General features: G+C 48.7%; 13 protein-coding genes. 8 read left to right on the top strand and 5 right to left on the bottom strand.

Annotation, left to right across the window (positions count from 1 at the left end; translation table 11 throughout):
- Nucleotides 1–67: 67 nt before the first annotated feature.
- The 5 genes from BRW63_RS17565 (at nucleotide 68) to BRW63_RS17545 (ending at nucleotide 5,217) form a co-directional block, all read left to right on the top strand.
- The gene (locus BRW63_RS17565) at nucleotides 68–649 is read left to right on the top strand and encodes a hypothetical protein (protein WP_143162072.1); all 582 of its coding nucleotides are present in this window, start codon (nucleotides 68–70) and stop codon (nucleotides 647–649) included.
- An 827-nt stretch (nucleotides 650–1,476) separates the two neighbouring features.
- Nucleotides 1,477–2,547 (top strand): potassium channel family protein, encoded by a 1,071-nt coding sequence (locus BRW63_RS17560; RefSeq protein ID WP_073073435.1) that lies wholly within the window; start codon nucleotides 1,477–1,479, stop codon nucleotides 2,545–2,547.
- A gap of 400 nt (nucleotides 2,548–2,947) precedes the next feature.
- Nucleotides 2,948–3,757: a DUF4114 domain-containing protein gene (locus BRW63_RS17555; RefSeq protein WP_073073434.1), complete on the top strand. Its 810-nt coding sequence runs from the start codon at nucleotides 2,948–2,950 to the stop codon at nucleotides 3,755–3,757.
- A 194-nt stretch (nucleotides 3,758–3,951) separates the two neighbouring features.
- Nucleotides 3,952–4,890, top strand: a complete 939-nt coding sequence (locus tag BRW63_RS17550) for an alpha/beta fold hydrolase (protein ID WP_073073432.1) — start codon at nucleotides 3,952–3,954, stop codon at nucleotides 4,888–4,890.
- Between the two features lie 12 nt (nucleotides 4,891–4,902).
- Complete coding sequence (locus tag BRW63_RS17545) at nucleotides 4,903–5,217, top strand: Precorrin-3B methylase (protein WP_223257417.1); 315 nt, start codon at nucleotides 4,903–4,905, stop codon at nucleotides 5,215–5,217.
- 89 nt (nucleotides 5,218–5,306) lie between these two features.
- Here BRW63_RS17545 and gyrB read toward each other — a convergent pair whose 3' ends face one another.
- Complete coding sequence (gene gyrB, locus BRW63_RS17540) at nucleotides 5,307–7,247, bottom strand: DNA topoisomerase (ATP-hydrolyzing) subunit B (protein ID WP_073073428.1); 1,941 nt, start codon at nucleotides 7,245–7,247, stop codon at nucleotides 5,307–5,309.
- A 127-nt stretch (nucleotides 7,248–7,374) separates the two neighbouring features.
- On the opposite strand from gyrB, the gene miaA reads away from it, so the two are divergent.
- Nucleotides 7,375–8,361, top strand: a complete 987-nt coding sequence (miaA, locus tag BRW63_RS17535; RefSeq protein WP_083583030.1) for a tRNA (adenosine(37)-N6)-dimethylallyltransferase MiaA — start codon at nucleotides 7,375–7,377, stop codon at nucleotides 8,359–8,361.
- A complete protein-coding gene (gene crtO / locus BRW63_RS17530) occupies nucleotides 8,348–10,042 on the top strand; it encodes a beta-carotene ketolase CrtO (protein WP_073073427.1) in 1,695 nt (564 codons plus the stop codon). Before miaA ends, crtO begins: the two co-directional genes overlap by 14 nt.
- Here crtO and BRW63_RS17525 read toward each other — a convergent pair.
- From BRW63_RS17525 to BRW63_RS17515, 4 genes are all read right to left on the bottom strand, one after another.
- Nucleotides 10,022–11,281, bottom strand: coding sequence for a glycoside hydrolase family 76 protein (locus BRW63_RS17525; RefSeq protein ID WP_223257416.1), 1,260 nt, complete (start codon nucleotides 11,279–11,281; stop codon nucleotides 10,022–10,024). The two genes, crtO and BRW63_RS17525, sit on opposite strands and share 21 nt — an antisense overlap.
- A gap of 172 nt (nucleotides 11,282–11,453) precedes the next feature.
- Complete coding sequence (locus BRW63_RS17520) at nucleotides 11,454–12,029, bottom strand: L,D-transpeptidase (protein ID WP_083583028.1); 576 nt, start codon at nucleotides 12,027–12,029, stop codon at nucleotides 11,454–11,456.
- Nucleotides 12,010–12,240 (bottom strand): hypothetical protein, encoded by a 231-nt coding sequence (locus tag BRW63_RS27715; RefSeq protein WP_143162070.1) that lies wholly within the window; start codon nucleotides 12,238–12,240, stop codon nucleotides 12,010–12,012. The genes BRW63_RS17520 and BRW63_RS27715 overlap by 20 nt, the downstream gene beginning before the upstream one ends.
- A 157-nt stretch (nucleotides 12,241–12,397) precedes the next feature.
- Entirely contained in the window at nucleotides 12,398–13,087 is a 690-nt protein-coding gene (locus tag BRW63_RS17515) for a hypothetical protein (RefSeq protein WP_073073424.1), read from the bottom strand.
- Between the two features lie 812 nt (nucleotides 13,088–13,899).
- On the opposite strand from BRW63_RS17515, the gene BRW63_RS17510 reads away from it, so the two are divergent.
- The gene (locus BRW63_RS17510) at nucleotides 13,900–18,069 is read left to right on the top strand and encodes a non-ribosomal peptide synthetase (protein ID WP_219898613.1); all 4,170 of its coding nucleotides are present in this window, start codon (nucleotides 13,900–13,902) and stop codon (nucleotides 18,067–18,069) included.
- Nucleotides 18,070–18,128: the final 59 nt, after the last annotated feature.

Here is an 18,128-nt window from a genome sequence, read left to right as displayed (position 1 = left end):
ATGTTCGATAATCAGTATGACTTAGCCAAGGTGGTGATGCGGGGGATGGAATCCCGGAGTCAATCGGGTGAGTACTCACTGGAGCGTTTTATATTTAATTGCGCCTAGCTACTTACAGTTGATGGAAATGCTGGCAGTCGTTGAGCAAGAAAGCTTTGCAACTTATGCCAAAGTGCTTGATGACCATCTGTATATGCCTTTACAACGGGCTTACCGAGCAGCAGCAAGGCATTCCAAAGACTCCTTAGTCTTGCAAGCTGTACAACAACTCATGTCAAAGGTTGATGAAATTGCGGTACGAATTGTCAATCAAGTAATTCGGCTATACCCTTCATACACTTGTTACTCAGGGCTTTTGAGTGATTGCCATGTCCGCACCTCCAGCATTCGAGACGTTGAAATGTTTCAGGTTTATATGTGGGTGTGTCTGCTTGAAGGAAATCTAGCCGCGCTTGAGGAGGAGTTGTTTCCGCTCTGTGTCATGATCTATCCGTGCTTGAATGTGAGCTGGGAGTTAGCCAGACAGATGGTTGCAGGCTTGCGTAAAGAAACCAGAAATTGCCTGTCACCAGAGCAAGCAAGATACTGTGAACCCTACTATGAGAGTCTCACTCAAATGTTTTCGCTAGAAGTATTTCCAAACGCTTGAGTGCAATAATTTGGATGTACTTCATCTGTTCAGGAATTGCTATATCACTGTAAAAGGTGTGATGGTAACGAGGATTGTCTCGCTGCTCGATCGAGGCATAAAAGGCATCGAGATCGACGTGAACGGTCTTTCTCGTGAGGGCCCCAACTCCTTCATTAGTGCTTTGAGTATCGTTGAGTATCACAGCCAAACATGACTGCAAAGCGCCCACAAATAAGTCATGACGCTAACGAAAACGCGTCTCAAATTAATCCTGAAACGTTGACTTAGCGCGGTACTGACTAATACATTTTTGAAGTTGTTAACTGTTAAACGTTGTTCAAGAGGCAGTTATGGTATCCACCTTTAGGAAGATGTTCCCCAGAGTTAACTGCGGCATTATATATCCAGATTGAGAAGCTCATCGTCTAACACAAAGGCAGTCCAAACCGGGTAGGGGCTGCTTTTTATTGAAGATTTTTGGTTAGGAAACAAAAAATAGAAAGCGCGTAGTGATTTGACTGAAGACGATTTCGATCGCATGGCGAGTAGAGTCGAGAGCCTGAAGGAGCATAGATTTTAGAGATTTTATCGCCCTGACCTCCACAGAGATCGAGTCCGCCTTTCGTCTACCTGATGAAGTGTGAGAACGCCTCAAAACTGGGAATCCATCGGTGCGTCTTAAGCTGAGAGGCGGACGATGAGTTTTTAGATCGCTTGCTACTGCAAAACAGACAAAACTCGCCTAAACAGTTTATGAATGAAGTGATGGCTTTTTAGTTGTCTAAATGCACTGATGCTTTTGCAACTACGTCATCGTTATTCGCTGTTTACTAAGGCGATCGCACATGCAGGGATCACTGAAACGCATCCTCACGGGAGCGCTCTTTTTTATCGCTACGATGATCACGGCTGTAGCAGGTTATATGCTAGCGGGTTGGTCACTGATGGATGCCGTTTATATGGTTGTGATCACAACTTTTGGCGTAGGCTACGGCGAAGTCCATCCGATTACAAGCACAACTCTGAGGGTCTTCACGATCTGTGTGATTGTTGCAGGAACTTCCTCAGCCGTTTATATCGTGGGCGGTTTCTTTCAGATGATTACAGAAGGAGAAATTAATAAAGTACTAGGAGCAAGGCGAATGACACGCAGCATCGAAACGTTAGAACAACATGTAATCATTTGTGGCTTTGGTCGAATGGGTCAAATTTTGGCACGGAAGATGCTGGATGCTAATATTCCCTGCGTGATCATTGATAACAATGCTGAACGGATTGCAATGGCTGAATCGTCAGGTTATTTAATTCGGATAGGCAATGCAACAGATGAAGCAATATTACATACGGCTGGTATCGATCGGGCTAAAGTTTTGGCTACAGTTCTGCCCGATGATGCTGCAAACGTTTTTATCACATTAACCGCTCGTGAGCTTAATCCTAAATTAATGATTCTTGCCCGTGGCGAGTTGCCTTCTACTGAAAAAAAACTTCGGTTAGCAGGAGCCAATCAAGTGGTGCTGCCTGCTGCGATTAGCGCCTTGAGAATGTCTCACATGATTACTCATCCTGCCACTATGGAGTTTCTGAGCAATGATGATGGTCGCAGTCGTCTAAACGAACTGCTATCACAAGTTGATATTCAAGTCGATGAACTCGCGATCGTGCACAACTCTCCAATGGTGGGGGCCACGATCGAAGATATTGAAGTGCGCGGCAAAGGAACTTTTATTATTGTGGCGCTACGCAAAAGTGATGGCACCACGATTACCCATCCCAGTCAGGCGTTAGTTCTGAGTGAAGGGGATGCTGTGATAGTCATGGGGCATCGTGGAGATATTCCTCAGTTTGTTCGCAAACACGTCATTCGCCGACCTGGGCGGTATGCGAGTTCTCGGCTATTTCGCATCGATCGATAGTTAGAGTCTTTGTGACCTGCGGCGATCGCAACTTCTCTCTAGTTTGTAAGACATTGACACCGAGCCTTCTGTAAACTACTTATTTTTTCAACGTAGGATTCAGTAAGCAATATCAAAACTTATCAAACTCTAACTAAAAGAATGCGTAGTTTCTGTAGTAAGTTGTTCTTCTCTACGTATAAATACTGGAAAGCCCATAGAAAAGCTGAATATTTAGTATTAAAAACTTAATGAGAAATGCGTATAACTTCCAGAAGACAGGGGTTCTGGTGAAGAGTCGGCTAAGAATCATCAAAGCTAGTGACGATGGCATACAAACCCTGCTAGAAGTAGTAGAAGTTACACAGCACCTCAGTATGCAAGCAAGTTGAGAGTTAGCTGCACGTTATCTACAAATTTTATGAACCCAAAACTCGCAACTAGTCTATTTATCACGGCAGCCGCTATCACCGGAGCCTTCTCTCAAATCGCCCCAGCCACCGCTTTGTCATCGTCTAGCTCTGTTTGGGATAAGCCCCAACCCACCATTTATGGCAAAAGTCAAACTGGCTTTAACGATGCACCCTACCAGAAGTTTGTGCAAAAAGAAGGCGTTGCCATTCCTAACAGTGGGCAGTTTCAACTCGACTCTAGCAAGCTAGGGCTGAAATATGATTACAACGTGTCTGCTTTCTTCATCAATGAAGGTGCAGGCTACAGAAATCAGTTAGCGTTCACGTCAGCCGGGAAAACCAAGACCGAGGGGCTGCTGTTCAAAGACATCTCTTGCGCGGGTGCTGGCTGCATGGGTGCTTGGGGCGGTAACGCGCTCAAACTGGGTGACGGCGTAAAAGTCGGTGAGATTAAAGGAGGTTCTCAACTCGATTTCTTCTTACGCGCCGATGGTCTAAATCGCAAAGCAAAGGCAAGCGTTTTTGGCACTCAGACGATCCAAAACGCGGATGGGCTTCAGCACTTAGTCGCTTATGGCTTTGACAAAAAGTATCTGTTGCTGGGCTTTGAAGACCTTTATGGTGCTAAGGGCGCAACGGGCGGCAAGAACGAGAATTCCGATCGTGACTTTAACGATGCGGTTTTCTTGGTTGACATCGGCGAAAAGAACTTGACTGCCCTGGTTAAGCCTGTTCCTGAACCCTCGGTCACGCTGTCGCTCGTCGGGTTGGGTGCTGCGGGTCTGCTCTTACGCCGTCGTCAAAGCAAGGCTCAATAACGGTTCAGATCATTCACTTCTCACAGTTAGTCGTGTGTTTGTAGTCCGCAGCAGGTTGTTGCGGACTATTTTTCGTTATTTAGATCTTCTCCACTCACCTTGTTAGAGCCGTTCTCATTTGTACCCTTTGAAGAACCGCGTATCGCACGGTGTAAGCTAATGATCTGAGAGATTTGAGGACTGAGGGAACCGGAATGAGCAATAATTCTGCCGCGACAACTACGATTTCTTCAGCGATCGGCATTGGCGGCAGCGTCCGAGAACATCACTGGACTTGGAAAGATCAGCCCATCACGGGTGTCTATGAAGTCTTAGGAGAGGGAAAGCCTATTTTGCTGCTTCCGGCTCTCAGCAGCGTGTCTAGCCGCACCGAAATGCGAGGCCTGGCAGAATTGCTGTCTCAAAAATATCAAGTGATCGCGATCGACTGGGTGGGGTTTGGCGAGTCTTCGCGCCCTCATGTTGCTTACACGCCTGCCCTCTATGAAGCCTTTTTGCGAAGCTTTGTTCAGAAGGTCTTTTCTGAACCAGTGGTGGTCGTTGCAGCAGGGCACTCAGCCGGATATGTGATGGAGTTGGCAAGCCGGGCGAGAGGAAGCACGTCGGCTCCTTGGCGGTGGGTGGTGTTGGTTTCTCCGACTTGGCGCGGCCCTTTACCCACCGCGATGGGAGAACATCGCCGCCTCTACAAAGTCTTACAAACGCTGATTAACTTGCCTTTAGTGGGGCAGGCTCTCTATTTTCTGAACACGACTCGTGGGTTTTTAAAATTCATGCTTAGTCGCCATGTGTTTGCTGAGTCTGAACACATTACACAAGATTTGATTCAGCAAAAGTGGCAGACCACCCAACGGCGAGGCGCTAGATTTGCTTCGGCGGCTTTCGTGACGGGCGCTCTAGACGCAGTGAAAAAACGGCAAGATTGGTTTAACTGGTTTCAGCCGTTGCCCGTGCCAGTGATGATGGTGATTGGGGAGCAGATGCCGCCCAAATCTCGTGCAGAGGTGGAAGTGTTAGCCCATTTTTCAGGGGTTCAGGTTCACCGAATGCCGGGTTCTTTAGGGTTGCACGAAGAGTATCCCGAACAGTTGGCTGAAGGAATGTTGCCGTTTCTAGAGAAATATTGGTCTTAGTTTAGAAAGACTGTGCGCCTGACAAGCTACGATCGAACGGCTAGACAACAGAACTTGAGTATGGCAAAACAGGAAAATCCGCTCACTGGAGAAGCGCTAATTAAGGAAGTCTGTCGGCGGATTCGGGTTGCCCGCAGCTATTGGGATGCTCACAATAACGCTGCCTGTCGGGGAGAGCGAGAACGCGCGTTAGCCCTCTACGACACGCTGACGAAAGAACAAAAAGAGCAGATTCCGCAAGTGTTGCGGGTGTGGCTACGCTATCGCAGTGAAAAGTATTTCGGCACACATCGATCGCCGCCCAAGTCAAAACGAAAATCAGAGTAGCGACTACCAGAGTAGGAGAGTGTGCCAAATAAAAAGCAGCTATTTTTAGAAGATAGCCGCTTTTAGTCTAATTTCATTGCGAATCAGAATTAGATATCCAGGTCTGCCAGATTCATCTTAGAGCCGTAAGTTTCGATAAATTCGCGGCGTGGGGCAACTCGATCGCCCATCAGCACCGTGAACACGCGATCGGCTTCAGCCGCATCCTCAATCTCAACACGCTTGAAGGTGCGCGTCTCAGGGTTCATGGTGGTGTCCCAGAGTTGCTGAGGCATCATTTCACCTAGACCTTTAAAGCGCTGAATCGTGTAGTTTGCATTGGCAGGGAACTCGGCAATTCGGGCATTGCGTTCGCGCTCTGTGTAGCAGTAGTAGTGGTTGCGTCCGCGCTCAATTTTATAAAGCGGCGGACAGGCGATATAAATATAGCCTTGGTCAACCATCAAGCGCTGATAGCGATAGAAGAAGGTCAGCAGCAGCGTCCGAATGTGTGCCCCGTCTACGTCTGCGTCAGTCATGATCACGATGCGGTGATAGCGCAGTTGAGACGAGTCAAATTCTTCGCCCTTGATGCCTAGCCCCAACGCCGTAATCAGGGCTTGAATCTCGGTGTTTTTGTAGATTTTAGAGTCGTCAGTTTTCTCAATGTTGAGAATTTTTCCGCGCAAAGGCAAGATTGCTTGGAAACGCCGATCGCGTCCCTGCTTTGCAGATCCGCCTGCCGAATCGCCTTCTACAATAAAAATCTCAGATTCGCTGGGGTCGCGAGAAGCACAGTCTGAGAGCTTTCCGGGCAGAGTAGAAGATTCTAGAACCGACTTACGGCGAACGAGTTCTCGTGCGCGTCTGGCAGCTTCAGCAGCGTTAAACGCCTGAATTGCCTTTTCGAGAATCGCATCCGACACGGCAGGACGGAACTGGAGATACTCCGTCAACACTTCGCCGACTAGAGAATCGACGATGCCGCGAACTTCGGTGTTGCCCAACTTGGTCTTGGTTTGTCCTTCAAATTCTGGGTCAGGGACTTTGACCGAAATCACACCCGTCAAACCTTCGCGGATGTTTTCACCCGCTAGATTAGGCTCACCTTCCTTGATCTTGTTGCGCTTACGAGCGATCGCGTTTAGCGTTCTCGTCAAAACGGCTTTTAGACCTTCTAAGTGGGTGCCACCGTCGATCGTACGAATATTGTTAGCGAAACCAAGAATATTGTCGGTGTAGGCATCGACGCACCATTGCAGTGAGACTTCGACATGAACGTTGTTGCGCTCACCCTGCACGTAGATCACTTCCTCGTGCAGAGGCTGCTTATCGCGGTTCATGTAGCTGATATATTCGCGAATGCCGCCTTCATAGAAGTAGGTTTCGACGTGGGGCTGTCCGTCTTCTAAAGAAGCGGGGCGACTGTCGGTGAAGGTGATTTTTACGCCCCCATTTAAGTAGGCGAGTTCGCGGAGCCGTCCGGCGATCGTGGCATAGTCAAACTCAATGCCGACGACGAAAATTGTCGAGTCGGGCAGGAATGAGACAGACGTGCCAGTGCGCTCTGGTTCAGGACTGGGTTTTATCTTCAGTTCGCCGATCGCAATGCCGCGCTCAAAGCGTTGAGTATGGACTTTTTTCTCACGCCAAACCGTGACTTCTACCCATTCAGAAAGGGCGTTGACGACCGAGATCCCGACTCCGTGCAAACCGCCGGAGACTTTATATCCACCGCCGCCAAACTTGCCGCCCGCGTGAAGGATGGTCATCACCGTTTCGAGAGCAGACTTCCCGGTTCGAGGGTGAATGTCGGTCGGAATGCCGCGCCCGTCGTCTGTGACTGACACTGAGCCATCTTCGTTGAGGGCGACTTGAATGTTTTTGCAATAGCCCGCCAGCGCTTCGTCAACCGAGTTGTCTACAACCTCGTAAACTAGGTGGTGAAGTCCTCGCGGACCTGTAGTGCCAATATACATTCCCGGTCGCTTACGAACAGGCTCAAGACCTTCGAGGACTTGAATCTGATCAGCACCGTAATTTGTCGTCATAGTTGAAGCGCTCCAATGGGCGGTCTGAAACTCTCTAATGGATTCAGAGGATAGAATCTATATAAATTCTAACACAAAAGGCTTATAAGCGATTTTGAGCCACTATCAAGCGAAGTTTATTAGAGGGATGGATCAGCCTATTTTGCCCCAAGAACCAAATTTTGAGCCAATCTTTTTATCTAATAATACACCCGTACCATTCCTCATTGTAGTTTGTGGAGCGACTGCAACGGGAAAATCTAGCTTGGCGATTTCTTTAGCGCTGTGGTTAAATGCAAGTATTCTCAGCGCCGATTCGCGGCAAGTGTATCGAGAGTTTAACATCGGAACTGCAAAACCAACCCTTTCAGAGCAGAAACTAGTTCCGCACGCGCTGATTGATATTTGTGAGCCGATCGAAACCTTAACCCTAGCCCAATATCAAGGGTTAGCGCAGGCACTGATCCAAACGCCGGGTCCTAAACTTTTGGTGGGCGGCACGGGACTCCATATAAAGTCGATCGTGCGCGGCTTAAAAATTCCTAAAGTTGCGCCGCAGATGGGGCTGCGATCGCAGCTTCAAACCCTTGGACAGCCCCAACTCTACGCCTTCTTGCAACAAGTCGATCCACCGTCTGCACACCGCATTCACGCCCATGATCAGGTGCGGACGCTAAGAGCGCTGGAGGTTTATTACGTCACGGGTCGCCCGATCACCGAGCAGCAGGGAGAATATCCACCCAGTTATCCGATTCTTCAGATCGGGTTAGATTGTGAAAGTGTTGAGGTGGGCGATCGCCGCATTGAGCAACGCACCCGACAAATGCTAGAAGTGGGATTTGCAACAGAAGTGAAAACGCTGTGTGAAAAATACGGCGAAATACCCCTATTAGAGACATTGGGATATGCCGAAATGAAGCAGTATCTTAACGGCGACATTTCTCTATTAGAAGCAGAAAAACTGATCGTGCTACACACTCGTCAATTTGCCAAACGTCAGCGCACCTGGTTCCGGGCAGATTCTAGTATTGAGTGGTTTGATGCCGATCGCCCTGATCTTTTAGAACAAGTGTGGAATCGAGTTCGCGATTTTCTGGATAACAACAAAGTGGAGCAAATTAATGCAATCTTATGATGTGATCATGATTGGTGCAGGTCACAACGGTCTGGTCTGTGCAGCCTATCTGCTGAAAGCGGGTTACAGCGTGTTGCTGTTAGAAAAGCGCCCAGTTCCCGGTGGAGCCGCAACTACTGAAGAAGCCATGCCCGATCGTGCGCCAGGTTTCAAATTTAATCTCTGTGCGATCGACCATGAATTTATTCATCTAGGTCCAGTAGTCGAAGAGTTAGAACTGACTAAATACGGGCTGGAATATCTGTTTTGCGATCCGGTCGTTTTTTGTCCGCACCCTGACGGGAAGTATTTTTTGGCGCACCGATCGGTTGAGAAAACCTGTGCGGAGATTGCGAGATATAGCGATCGTGATGCCAAAAAATATGCAGAGTTTACCGATATGTGGGGGCGGACAATTAACGCCATGACTCCCATGTTTAACGCACCGCCCAAGTCGGTTATCGATATTTTGGGCAATTATGACCTCAAAAAACTCAAAGATTTCTTCTCGATCGTCGGTTCTTCTAACAAAGCGCTAGATTTTGTTCGCACGATGCTGACGAGTGCAGAAGATATTCTCAATGAGTGGTTTGACACCGAAATTGTCAAAGCTCCACTCGCGAGATTAGCGGCTGAATTAAGTGCGCCGCCGTCACAGAAAAATTTGGCGATCGGCGTGATGATGATGTCAATGCGCCACCATCCCGGCATGGCGCGACCCAAAGGCGGAACGGGTGCGCTGGTTGAGGCGTTGGTCAAACGGGTGAAAAGTTTGGGCGGCGAAATTCTCACCGATCAGCAAGTCAAGCAGGTTTTAGTCGATGATGGTCGAGCCGTGGGAGTGCGACTTGACAACGGAACTGAATATCGAGCGACGCGAGGCGTGATTTCTAACATCGACGCAAAACGATTGTTTTTGCATCTGGTAGACGAAAACGATGTTAATCAAGCCGATTCAGAGTTGCGCGATCGCTTAGATCGTCGCATCGTCAACAACAATGAGACAATTCTCAAAATCGATCTAGCAATGTCAGAACCGTTGAAATTTGAGCAATATCAGCATCAAGATGAATTTCTAATCGGCTCGATTTTGATTGCAGATTCTGTTAAACACGTTGAAATTGCTCACACCGATCCGGCGATCGGCAGAATTCCCGATGCCGATCCATCGATGTATATTGTGCAGCCGACAATGCTCGACCCGACAATGGCACCCGAAGGCAAACACACGCTTTGGATCGAATTTTTTGCCCCCTACCAAATCGAAGGCGCAGCAGGAACCGGACTCAACGGCACAGGCTGGACCGATGAAATCAAGAATCGAGTTGCCGATCGCGTGATCGATAAACTTGCAGACTATGCGCCAAATGTGAAAAAAGCGACGATCGCGCGGCGGGTCGAAAGTCCGGCAGAGTTGAGCGATCGCTTAGGCGCACTCAAAGGCAATTATTATCACATTGATATGACGCTTGATCAGATGATTTTTTTCCGTCCGTTGCCAGAGTTAGCAAACTATAAAACTCCGATCGAGGGTCTATTTTTAACGGGCGCAGGCACTCACCCCGGCGGCTCAATTTCAGGAATGCCGGGACGCAACTGTGCGCGAGTGTTTTTGCACCACCAAGCCCCGATCGCCCAAACTTTGAGAGACATTGGAGAGTCAGTTAAATCTGCTGCAAGCTCAATCTTTTGGAAAGGGTGAGGGCAAATTTAGCGCATTCGTACCCGACCAGGGTAGCTCTGCTAGCGATGGTTGCAAAGTTAATAATCCGTCTTCAAACACGTTGCTAAGAACTAGATTGTAGTGATCAAATTCATTCAGGTTCACGTTGAAAGCTTGCCATTGCTGGTTTCGATCTGCGGTTAAGCGATCGGGTTCGCTCGAATTATCTGCTAAGTCTTGACGCTGCTCGTTATCAGCATTATTAGCATTATCAGCACGACGTTGATTGGTTAACAAAAATGCTGCATTCAACGTGTCGAGTGCAGCACTTTGCCGCGCTGCATCTGCGATGTCAAACTCTTCTGCCCAGCTAAACCCAAACTGGTTGAGATGGTTGCGGCTTTGCCACCAGATCGATCGAGCGTTCTCAGTAATAAACTTCTTATATTTTGGTTTAGGAGAAGTCTGATAGAGATAAGCCAAGTTCTTCATAAAGATGCCCTTAAACTGCGGAGCATCCTCACCGCAGTTTGCTGGATCACATGGCTCTTGCAAGACTCCGTTGGGCGCTAAATGAGTGATTGCCGCCTCAGCGATCGCGTGTGCCTGAGTCAACAATTCTTTGTCGTTCGTGCTTTTATAAAGATCGACTAAACCGCCTAAAATCACGCCTTGATTATAAGTCCAGGTGGTTTGTCCGTTATTTTTACAAGCGTTGTTGATTCCGTCATTCACGAGATTTTTCTGATTGATCATCTTGGTTTTCTTAAACCATTTCCATTCTTGCTTTGCCCAATCTAAATAACTTCCTGCTCCTTTGTCTCCTGGCGTTCTTAGATGCAATCGGGCTGCAACTGTTAAAAATAACTCGTTTGTGATCGCATTTTTATATTCTCGTTTCTTATGCCACCAAACGCCACCGCCACAGGTCGAATCCCAACCCTGCTTCATGTCATTAAAAATTGTCTTCGCCATGTTTAAATAGCGTGTTTCACCTGTCAGATCATAAGCTTTGATCCAAGTGAGTGCCCACCAGCCCTGATCATCATAAAACCAGGGATTGAGAAATCGACTGTTTTTGTTTTTCTCAAACGTGTTAAAGATATTGCCCCGATAAGTTATCGTTTTAGTAGCCGCAGAGTAATCGATCGTTGTTTCTAATGCGTTTGCAGAATTCCACCAGTTGGTTGAATTCCATAATCCGGTCGAGAGGTTATAGAAGAGCTGTAGTGCCGCCATGCCTGCTGCCATGCCGTGGCCACTTCCGGGTAAAACCATGTCTGTTTCCTTATCCAACTTTGCAATTGAGGAGCGTTCTAAATGTTCAGACCAGAGCCAGGCATAGTGATTTGCCTGCTCAAACTGATCCGGTTTTCTAAAGAACGATCGTGCCCTTGCATAGGGTACAGCCTGGTTATTCTCTTTCGGTAAATCCTAATAAACTTCTTGGTTAAGGCACCACGCGCACAGAGGTGCCAAGGCTCACTTGTTGAAAGAGCGCTTCAATATCTCGGTTATACATCCGAATGCAGCCGTGCGATGCCGCTTGACCCACAGAGTTAGCCTCTGGCGTACCGTGAAAGCCGATCCAGTTATTGCCATCTGTCCAAAATCCAATCCAGTAGGCACCCAACGGATTTTTAGGATCACCACTGGCGATCGGCTTTCCGGTGAATGGATTGATCCAGGTCGGGTTTTGCTGCATATCCATCACCTTAAACTCGCCCGTCGGTGTTTCCCAACCTGCACGACCCACCGCGATCGGATAACTCTTAATCTGAGTTTTACCTGAATAGAGAGTGACGCGACGATTGCTAAGGCTGATCACCAAACGCGGGGTTAAATCTGGAGCAACTTGAGGTGAAGCTAGAGGAGTCGGAGTTGTTGAAATAGCGGGAGGTTGTGGAACCTGAGAAACGCGATCGGGGTGAACTTTAGATCTCAGAATCAGTGACGTTTGCAGCGCCAACGCTAACCCTGCTGCAACAAAAAATAGATACGAAGGTTTAGAGAAATATTTTTTCATAACCGCGATCGCTGCTTTGTTCAGCAGCTAAGTAGCTAAGTAGAATTAAATATAAGATGCTTTGACCCAACCTCACCCAACATCGGAGGGACTTTGAATCTTGCCGCGTCCGCGTGTGAGCGCTACGGATCGCACCTCGATCGCGTATGCCCAATATCTTATGCCATATTGCTTCGGTGCAGCCCACCCGGAAGTGAATTTCCTGGCTCATAGCGAAAGTGCTCTGAAGAGCACTAAATCAGAGAAACCAGAGTTTTAGTCCATTTCAATGGACTTCCGCTATTAGCCCAGAACTTGAGTTCCGGGTGAGCTTTCGGAGCAACGAGCACGACTGAGTTTACAATCTCTCGATCGCCAAACACTCTACCCTACCAGAGCGCTCTTACGCCGCCAGTCGTTCCGTTGGTCGTCCCGCCTGTGCCCGTGTTTGGAATCGTGGTATCAGTCGTGCCCGTTCCCCCAGTCGTGCCCGTGCTATCAGTCGTGCCCGTTCCCGGACTCAATACTCCACCTGTGCCCGGAGTCGTGGTGTCAGTCGTCCCGGTTCCGCCCGTAGAGCCATCTGTGCCCGTGCCAAAATTACCAGTACCTGCACCCGGAGTCGTGGTGTTAGTCGTCCCGCCTGCACCCGTGCCCGGACTGAATGTGCCTGCACCCGGAGTCGTGGTATTAGTCGTTCCGGTTCCGCCCATCGTCCCGCCTGCACCCGTGCCCGGACTGAATACTCCATCCGCGCCTGGAGTTGTGGTGTTAGTCGTTCCCGTTCCCCCATTCGAGCCGCCCATCCCAGGGCTAGACATTCCGCCTGTGCTAGGAGTTCCCGTTCCCCCAACTCCACTACCCGGAGTCATTGAACCACTTGAGCCAGTGCCACCATTAGAAGCTCCACCTGTGCTACCTCCTGAAGATTGAGATAAGAGTGGTTGAGGTTGCGTAGTTTGTGACGACTGAGAACGGATCAAAGCTAGGGAGGGCAGACCCAACAAGGCGCTGGTGCCCAAAACTCCGGCAATGCCAGCAAGGATCTTGACTGTCTTTTGACTATTTTTTGAAGTCATAAATCGTTCCTAAATTGATGTGCTTTGTAAGTTAGGTCAAATCGCAATCACTAAGCGTTTGCACAAGTTTAACCCAACAAAAGACCTGGCTGAACAGGGTTTAGTCAGCCTAAATCAATATACTTTCGCGAATATTCCGACTAACCCTAACCTTCCAACCCCCATGCCTCCTCTGTCGAAAGTAAGGGATCGATCGTAAAAACAATCCTGGAACAACAAAAAAGACCTAATCCCCTTCGGCAAAGAGGTTAGGTCGATGGTTAGCGATTAGAAGTAACCCGATCGAGAAACAGTTTTTGCAAGCTCTCGTTAATCTAAAAAACTTATGTCCAGTGATGACTCTATTTCTACTTGAATGTCAGATACGATCGCAAGGCTAAGTCAGTAAATTTACAGATAATTCACGTAGCTTTCATAAAAGTAAACCATCCTAACTCTGGGGAAACTATACCGATCTAAGAGCGATCGCTGGTAGTTCAGTAGTTAAGATCAGGCAAAGGTTACTTAAGTCAAGTAAACCTTGTTACTAACACTTCTCTACAACGGTGAAGATTGAGTGAAATCCTCTGTATAGAAGTTTGATTATGATCATCAATTAACAATAATTGATACCAACACGAGTTAGTAAATTCTACTGAGTTTTTGATGTTCAAAACGAATTGACAACCCCCCTAATATTCCGCAGTAGCGATTAAAAAAAACCTTTAAGCCATCAGATGTTTTAGCGCTTAACTGCCCTTAAATTTTCACTCAGCAAATGTTCGGATATTCATTGCTGCTTTGTTTACCTGGATTTAACGAGGTCGTCACCTGTGAGCGCAAGTAAAAAAGTTTTATCAAATCCCCTTAAGTCAGACGAAACGAGCCATCAGCTAACAGCTTACCCAACGATTAGAAGAGAACCGATCGCAGCCGCACAAGCCGCACAAGGTGCGCCAATGTTTGAAGAAAAGGTCGAAGAGACTTATCCACTGTCTTCGATGCAGCAAGGAATACTGTTTCACAGCTTATATCAGCCTCGATCGGGAATTGACATTGAGCAGATGGTGTGTGGGTTGCCAGAAGCGATCAACGCGCAAAAGTTTCTCAAAGCCTGGAATTGCACAGTAGAACGTCATCCCATTCTGAGAACCCGCTTTGCATGGGACAGCACCCACGAGCCGACTCAGGTCGTGCATGAGTGGGTCAGACTTCCACTTAAACAACAAGATTGGCGGAGTGACACTCCAAATGAGCAACGCGATCGTCTAGCTGCTTACTTAAAGCACGATCGTCAACAAGGGTTTGACCTGACTCAATCTCTCAATCACGAGCCTCTAATGCGGTTTGCGTTGTTTAGATTAGCAGACGCTGACTATCAGTTTATCTGGACGTTCCATCACATCTTGCTAGACGGGCGATCGTTCCCATTGGTGCTGCAAGAAGTGTTTGCATTTTATGAGGCGTTTTGCAAAGGTGACAGCTTATCTTTAGAGAGTCCGCGCCCCTATCGCGACTACATCGAGTGGACGCAACAGCAAGATTTCTCAGCCTCTCAAAGCTTTTGGCAACAACTGCTGAAGGGCTTTCAGAACCCAACTCCGCTTTTATCTGCCCAAGCGTCAAATCAACTGCAATCCGAAGTCGGACACGACGAAGCCAAGATTCGGCTGTCTGGCGAGTTGACGACTGGGTTAAAGTCATTTGCTGATCAATCTCAGGTGACGCTTAACACGATCGTGCAAGGTGCCTGGGCGCTGCTGTTGAGCCGATATAGGGGTGAGCCAGATGTGGTGTTTGGCGCAACGAGAGCCTGCCGAAAATCGACGGTTGCGGGTGCCGAATCGATGGTAGGACTGTTGATCAACACACTGCCCGTTCGAGTCAAGATTGACCCTGACACTTCTCTAGTGCCGTGGTTGAAAGAATTGCGATCGCAACACCTTGCCATCCGCCCTCACGAACACACGCCCCTCGTTCAGGTGCAAACTTGGAGCGAAATCTCGCCAGGGGTGTCTTTGTTTGAAAGCATCGTGATGTTTGAAAGCTATGACCTCAACGATCGGCTTCAGCAGCAGGGTGGAAACTGGCAAAATCGAGAGATTCGGCTTCTAGAGCAGCCATCTTTTCCCCTCGTGCTGATTGCTTGTTTGGGATCAGAGTTAACGCTCAAGATTTCCTACGATCGGACTCGATTTGATCAAGCCGCCGTTCAGCGAATGCTCGGTCATCTTCAAACAATGCTAGAAGGCATGGTTGCCCACCCTTCTCAACGGCTGGCTGAGTTGCCATTGCTCACCATCGCCGAACGCCATCAGCTTCTATCAGAATGGAACGACACCGCCGCCGCCTATGCTCAAGATCGCTGTCTGCATGAACTGTTTGAAGCCAAAGCCAAACAGACTCCTGACGCGATCGCCGTTGTCTATGGAACGCACACTCTCACTTATAGAGAACTAAACCAGCAAGCCAATCAATTAGCGCACCACCTCAAGCAGTTAGGCATCGGGGCGGGCGATTTTGTGGGTGTTTATCTGAACCGAGGCTTAGAGATGATTCCGGCGCTGCTAGGAATTCTCAAGGCGGGCGGTGCATACATTCCTCTAGAGCCAACATTTCCTAACGCGAGAGTGCAGTGGATTTTAGAGTCGCTGTCAGTTCGCTGCGTGGTCTCGCAACCCATTCACCGATCGACCTTTGAAGAACTTCAGCCACAGCTTCCTGATCTAGCGCATTTGATTTGTCTAGACGCGACCGCCGAGACTCCATCCGTTGCACTGTCCACTCCTCTAGAAGTTTGGGAGCCGTCTGCTCTGCGTCAGTTGCCGACTCATAATCTGCCCAGACAAAGCAGTCCCGATGATACGGCTTACGTCATTTTCACATCTGGCTCAACCGGAACGCCCAAAGGAGTCGTTGTCCGACACAAGCCAGTGATTAACTTGATCGAGTGGGTCAATCGCACGTTTCAGGTTAACGCTTGCGATCGAGTTTTGTTCATCACATCCCTATGCTTTGACTTGTCGGTTTATGACGTGTTTGGGTTGCTGGCAGCAGGTGGCTCGATTCGAGTCGTCTCTAGCGAAGAGGTGCGAGATCCGCAAGCAATGCTGACCATCTTGCAAAACGAACCCATTACGTTTTGGGATTCTGCCCCACCCGCTTTGCAGCAATTAGCGCCATTTTTCTCCACGATCGCACCTCAGAAAAGCGCCCTGCGATTGGTCTTTATGAGCGGAGATTGGGTTCCAGTCACGCTTCCCGATGCCCTTAAAGAGACTTTTCCAGGGGTTGAAGTCGTCTCGCTAGGCGGCGCGACCGAGGCAACGGTTTGGTCAAATTTCTATCGCATTGGTGACGTTAACCCCAATTGGGCAAGCATTCCTTACGGCAAACCCATTCAGAATGCTCAATATTACGTTTTGGATGCTGGCTTTAACCCCTGCCCGATCGGAGTCACTGGCGAACTTTATATCGGCGGCGATTGTCTAGCATCGGGCTACACCGACCCCGATAAAACCGCAGAACGATTTATTGCGAATCCTTTGAGTTCATCATCTCGTCTTTATCGCACTGGAGATCTAGCGCGGTTTTTTCCTGATGGCAATATTGAGTTTCTCGGTCGGATTGACCATCAAGTTAAGATTCGGGGCTTTCGCATTGAGTTAGGTGAAATTGAAGCTGTGCTGTCTCAGCATCCTGCCATCACAGACTCGGTGGTCATGGCACGAGAAGATCAGCCTGGAGACAAACGGCTCGTTGCCTATGTTGTGAGTGCAGATGGGCACCCACCGACTATTAACGATCTTCGCAACTTTCTGCGAGAAAAACTTCCCGAATATATGGTGCCATCGGCGATCGTGTTCCTCGATCTAATTCCGTTGACTCAAAACGGCAAGGTCGATCGCCGCGCCCTTCCAGTCCCAGAAGCCACTCGAACCGATGCAAAAGCATTTGTGGCTCCTCAGACTGCGATTCAAAGTCAGCTTGCAGAACTTTGGCAACGGATATTAGGAATCACCGCGATCGGCATCACCGATAACTTTTTTGAGTTGGGTGGTCATTCAATACTCGCAGTCAACCTAGTGAATCAGATTGAGAAAACCTTCGGGCAACGGTTGCCAGTTGCGGCGATCTTTCAATCGCCTACCATCGAGCAGCAGGCAATCTTGCTTCAGCAGCCAGAAAAGGTGATATCGGGTTCGGCGATCGCACCGATTCAACCCAATGGCTCTAAGCGGCCCCTATTCGCAATCCACGTTTTAGGAAGAGGACTGAGTTTCTGTCGCCCCCTAGCAAGGCACTTAGGGTTAGACCAACCTGTTTATGGGCTGGCTGCCCAAGTGAGCGATCAGCCCGATGCTCCGCCAAATGAGGTTAAAGCCCTGGTCACTCACTACATTCAGCAGATGCAGACCGTGCAGCCCCAGGGCCCTTATCATCTAATGGGCATATCGTTTGGAGGGACGATCGCGTTTGAGATGGCCCAACAGCTTCAAGCGCAAGGACAAGAAGTCGCGTTGCTGGCACTGTTAGATACGCTTGCGCCTTTAACAGTGGTTAGGAAATTGCCGTTACAGTCGCGCCTCATTGCCTATTCTCAGCAGCTTTTGCAGATGACTCTGACCCAAGTTTCAGAGAAGCTTAAAAAGGAATGGTTAGAACGGACTCTCAAATACCCAGCATTGGCAGAAGTCTATCAGTGGGGTTATCGCGCCCGCAATCGTCCCTTCCCAGAGGCGTTAGAAGATATTCTCTACGCGCATAAGAACTCAGGCGCAAACGATGTCTACGCTCCCCAAGTCTATCCGGGTCGAATCGTTTTTCTGCGGGCACAAGATCAGCAAGTCAGCATTAAGTTTGGCGCTGACCCGCGATCGGGCTGGGCTGAGTTTGCGGCTGGAGGAGTCGAGGTTCATGAAATTCCGGGCGATCACGTCGGAATGTTGGAGGAACCGAATGTCAGAGTAGTGGCAGAAGCGTTTCAGCTATACCTCGATTGATACCCATTTGATTTGTGAATGTGACAAATCCGCATGAGGACACGGTTCCTCACACAAGT

This window comes from Phormidesmis priestleyi ULC007 (assembly GCF_001895925.1).
Taxonomy (GTDB): Bacteria; Cyanobacteriota; Cyanobacteriia; order Leptolyngbyales; family Leptolyngbyaceae; genus Phormidesmis_A; species Phormidesmis_A priestleyi_A.
Note: the sequence above shows the minus strand (reverse complement) of the source record. Positions and strands in the feature narration are given on the sequence as shown.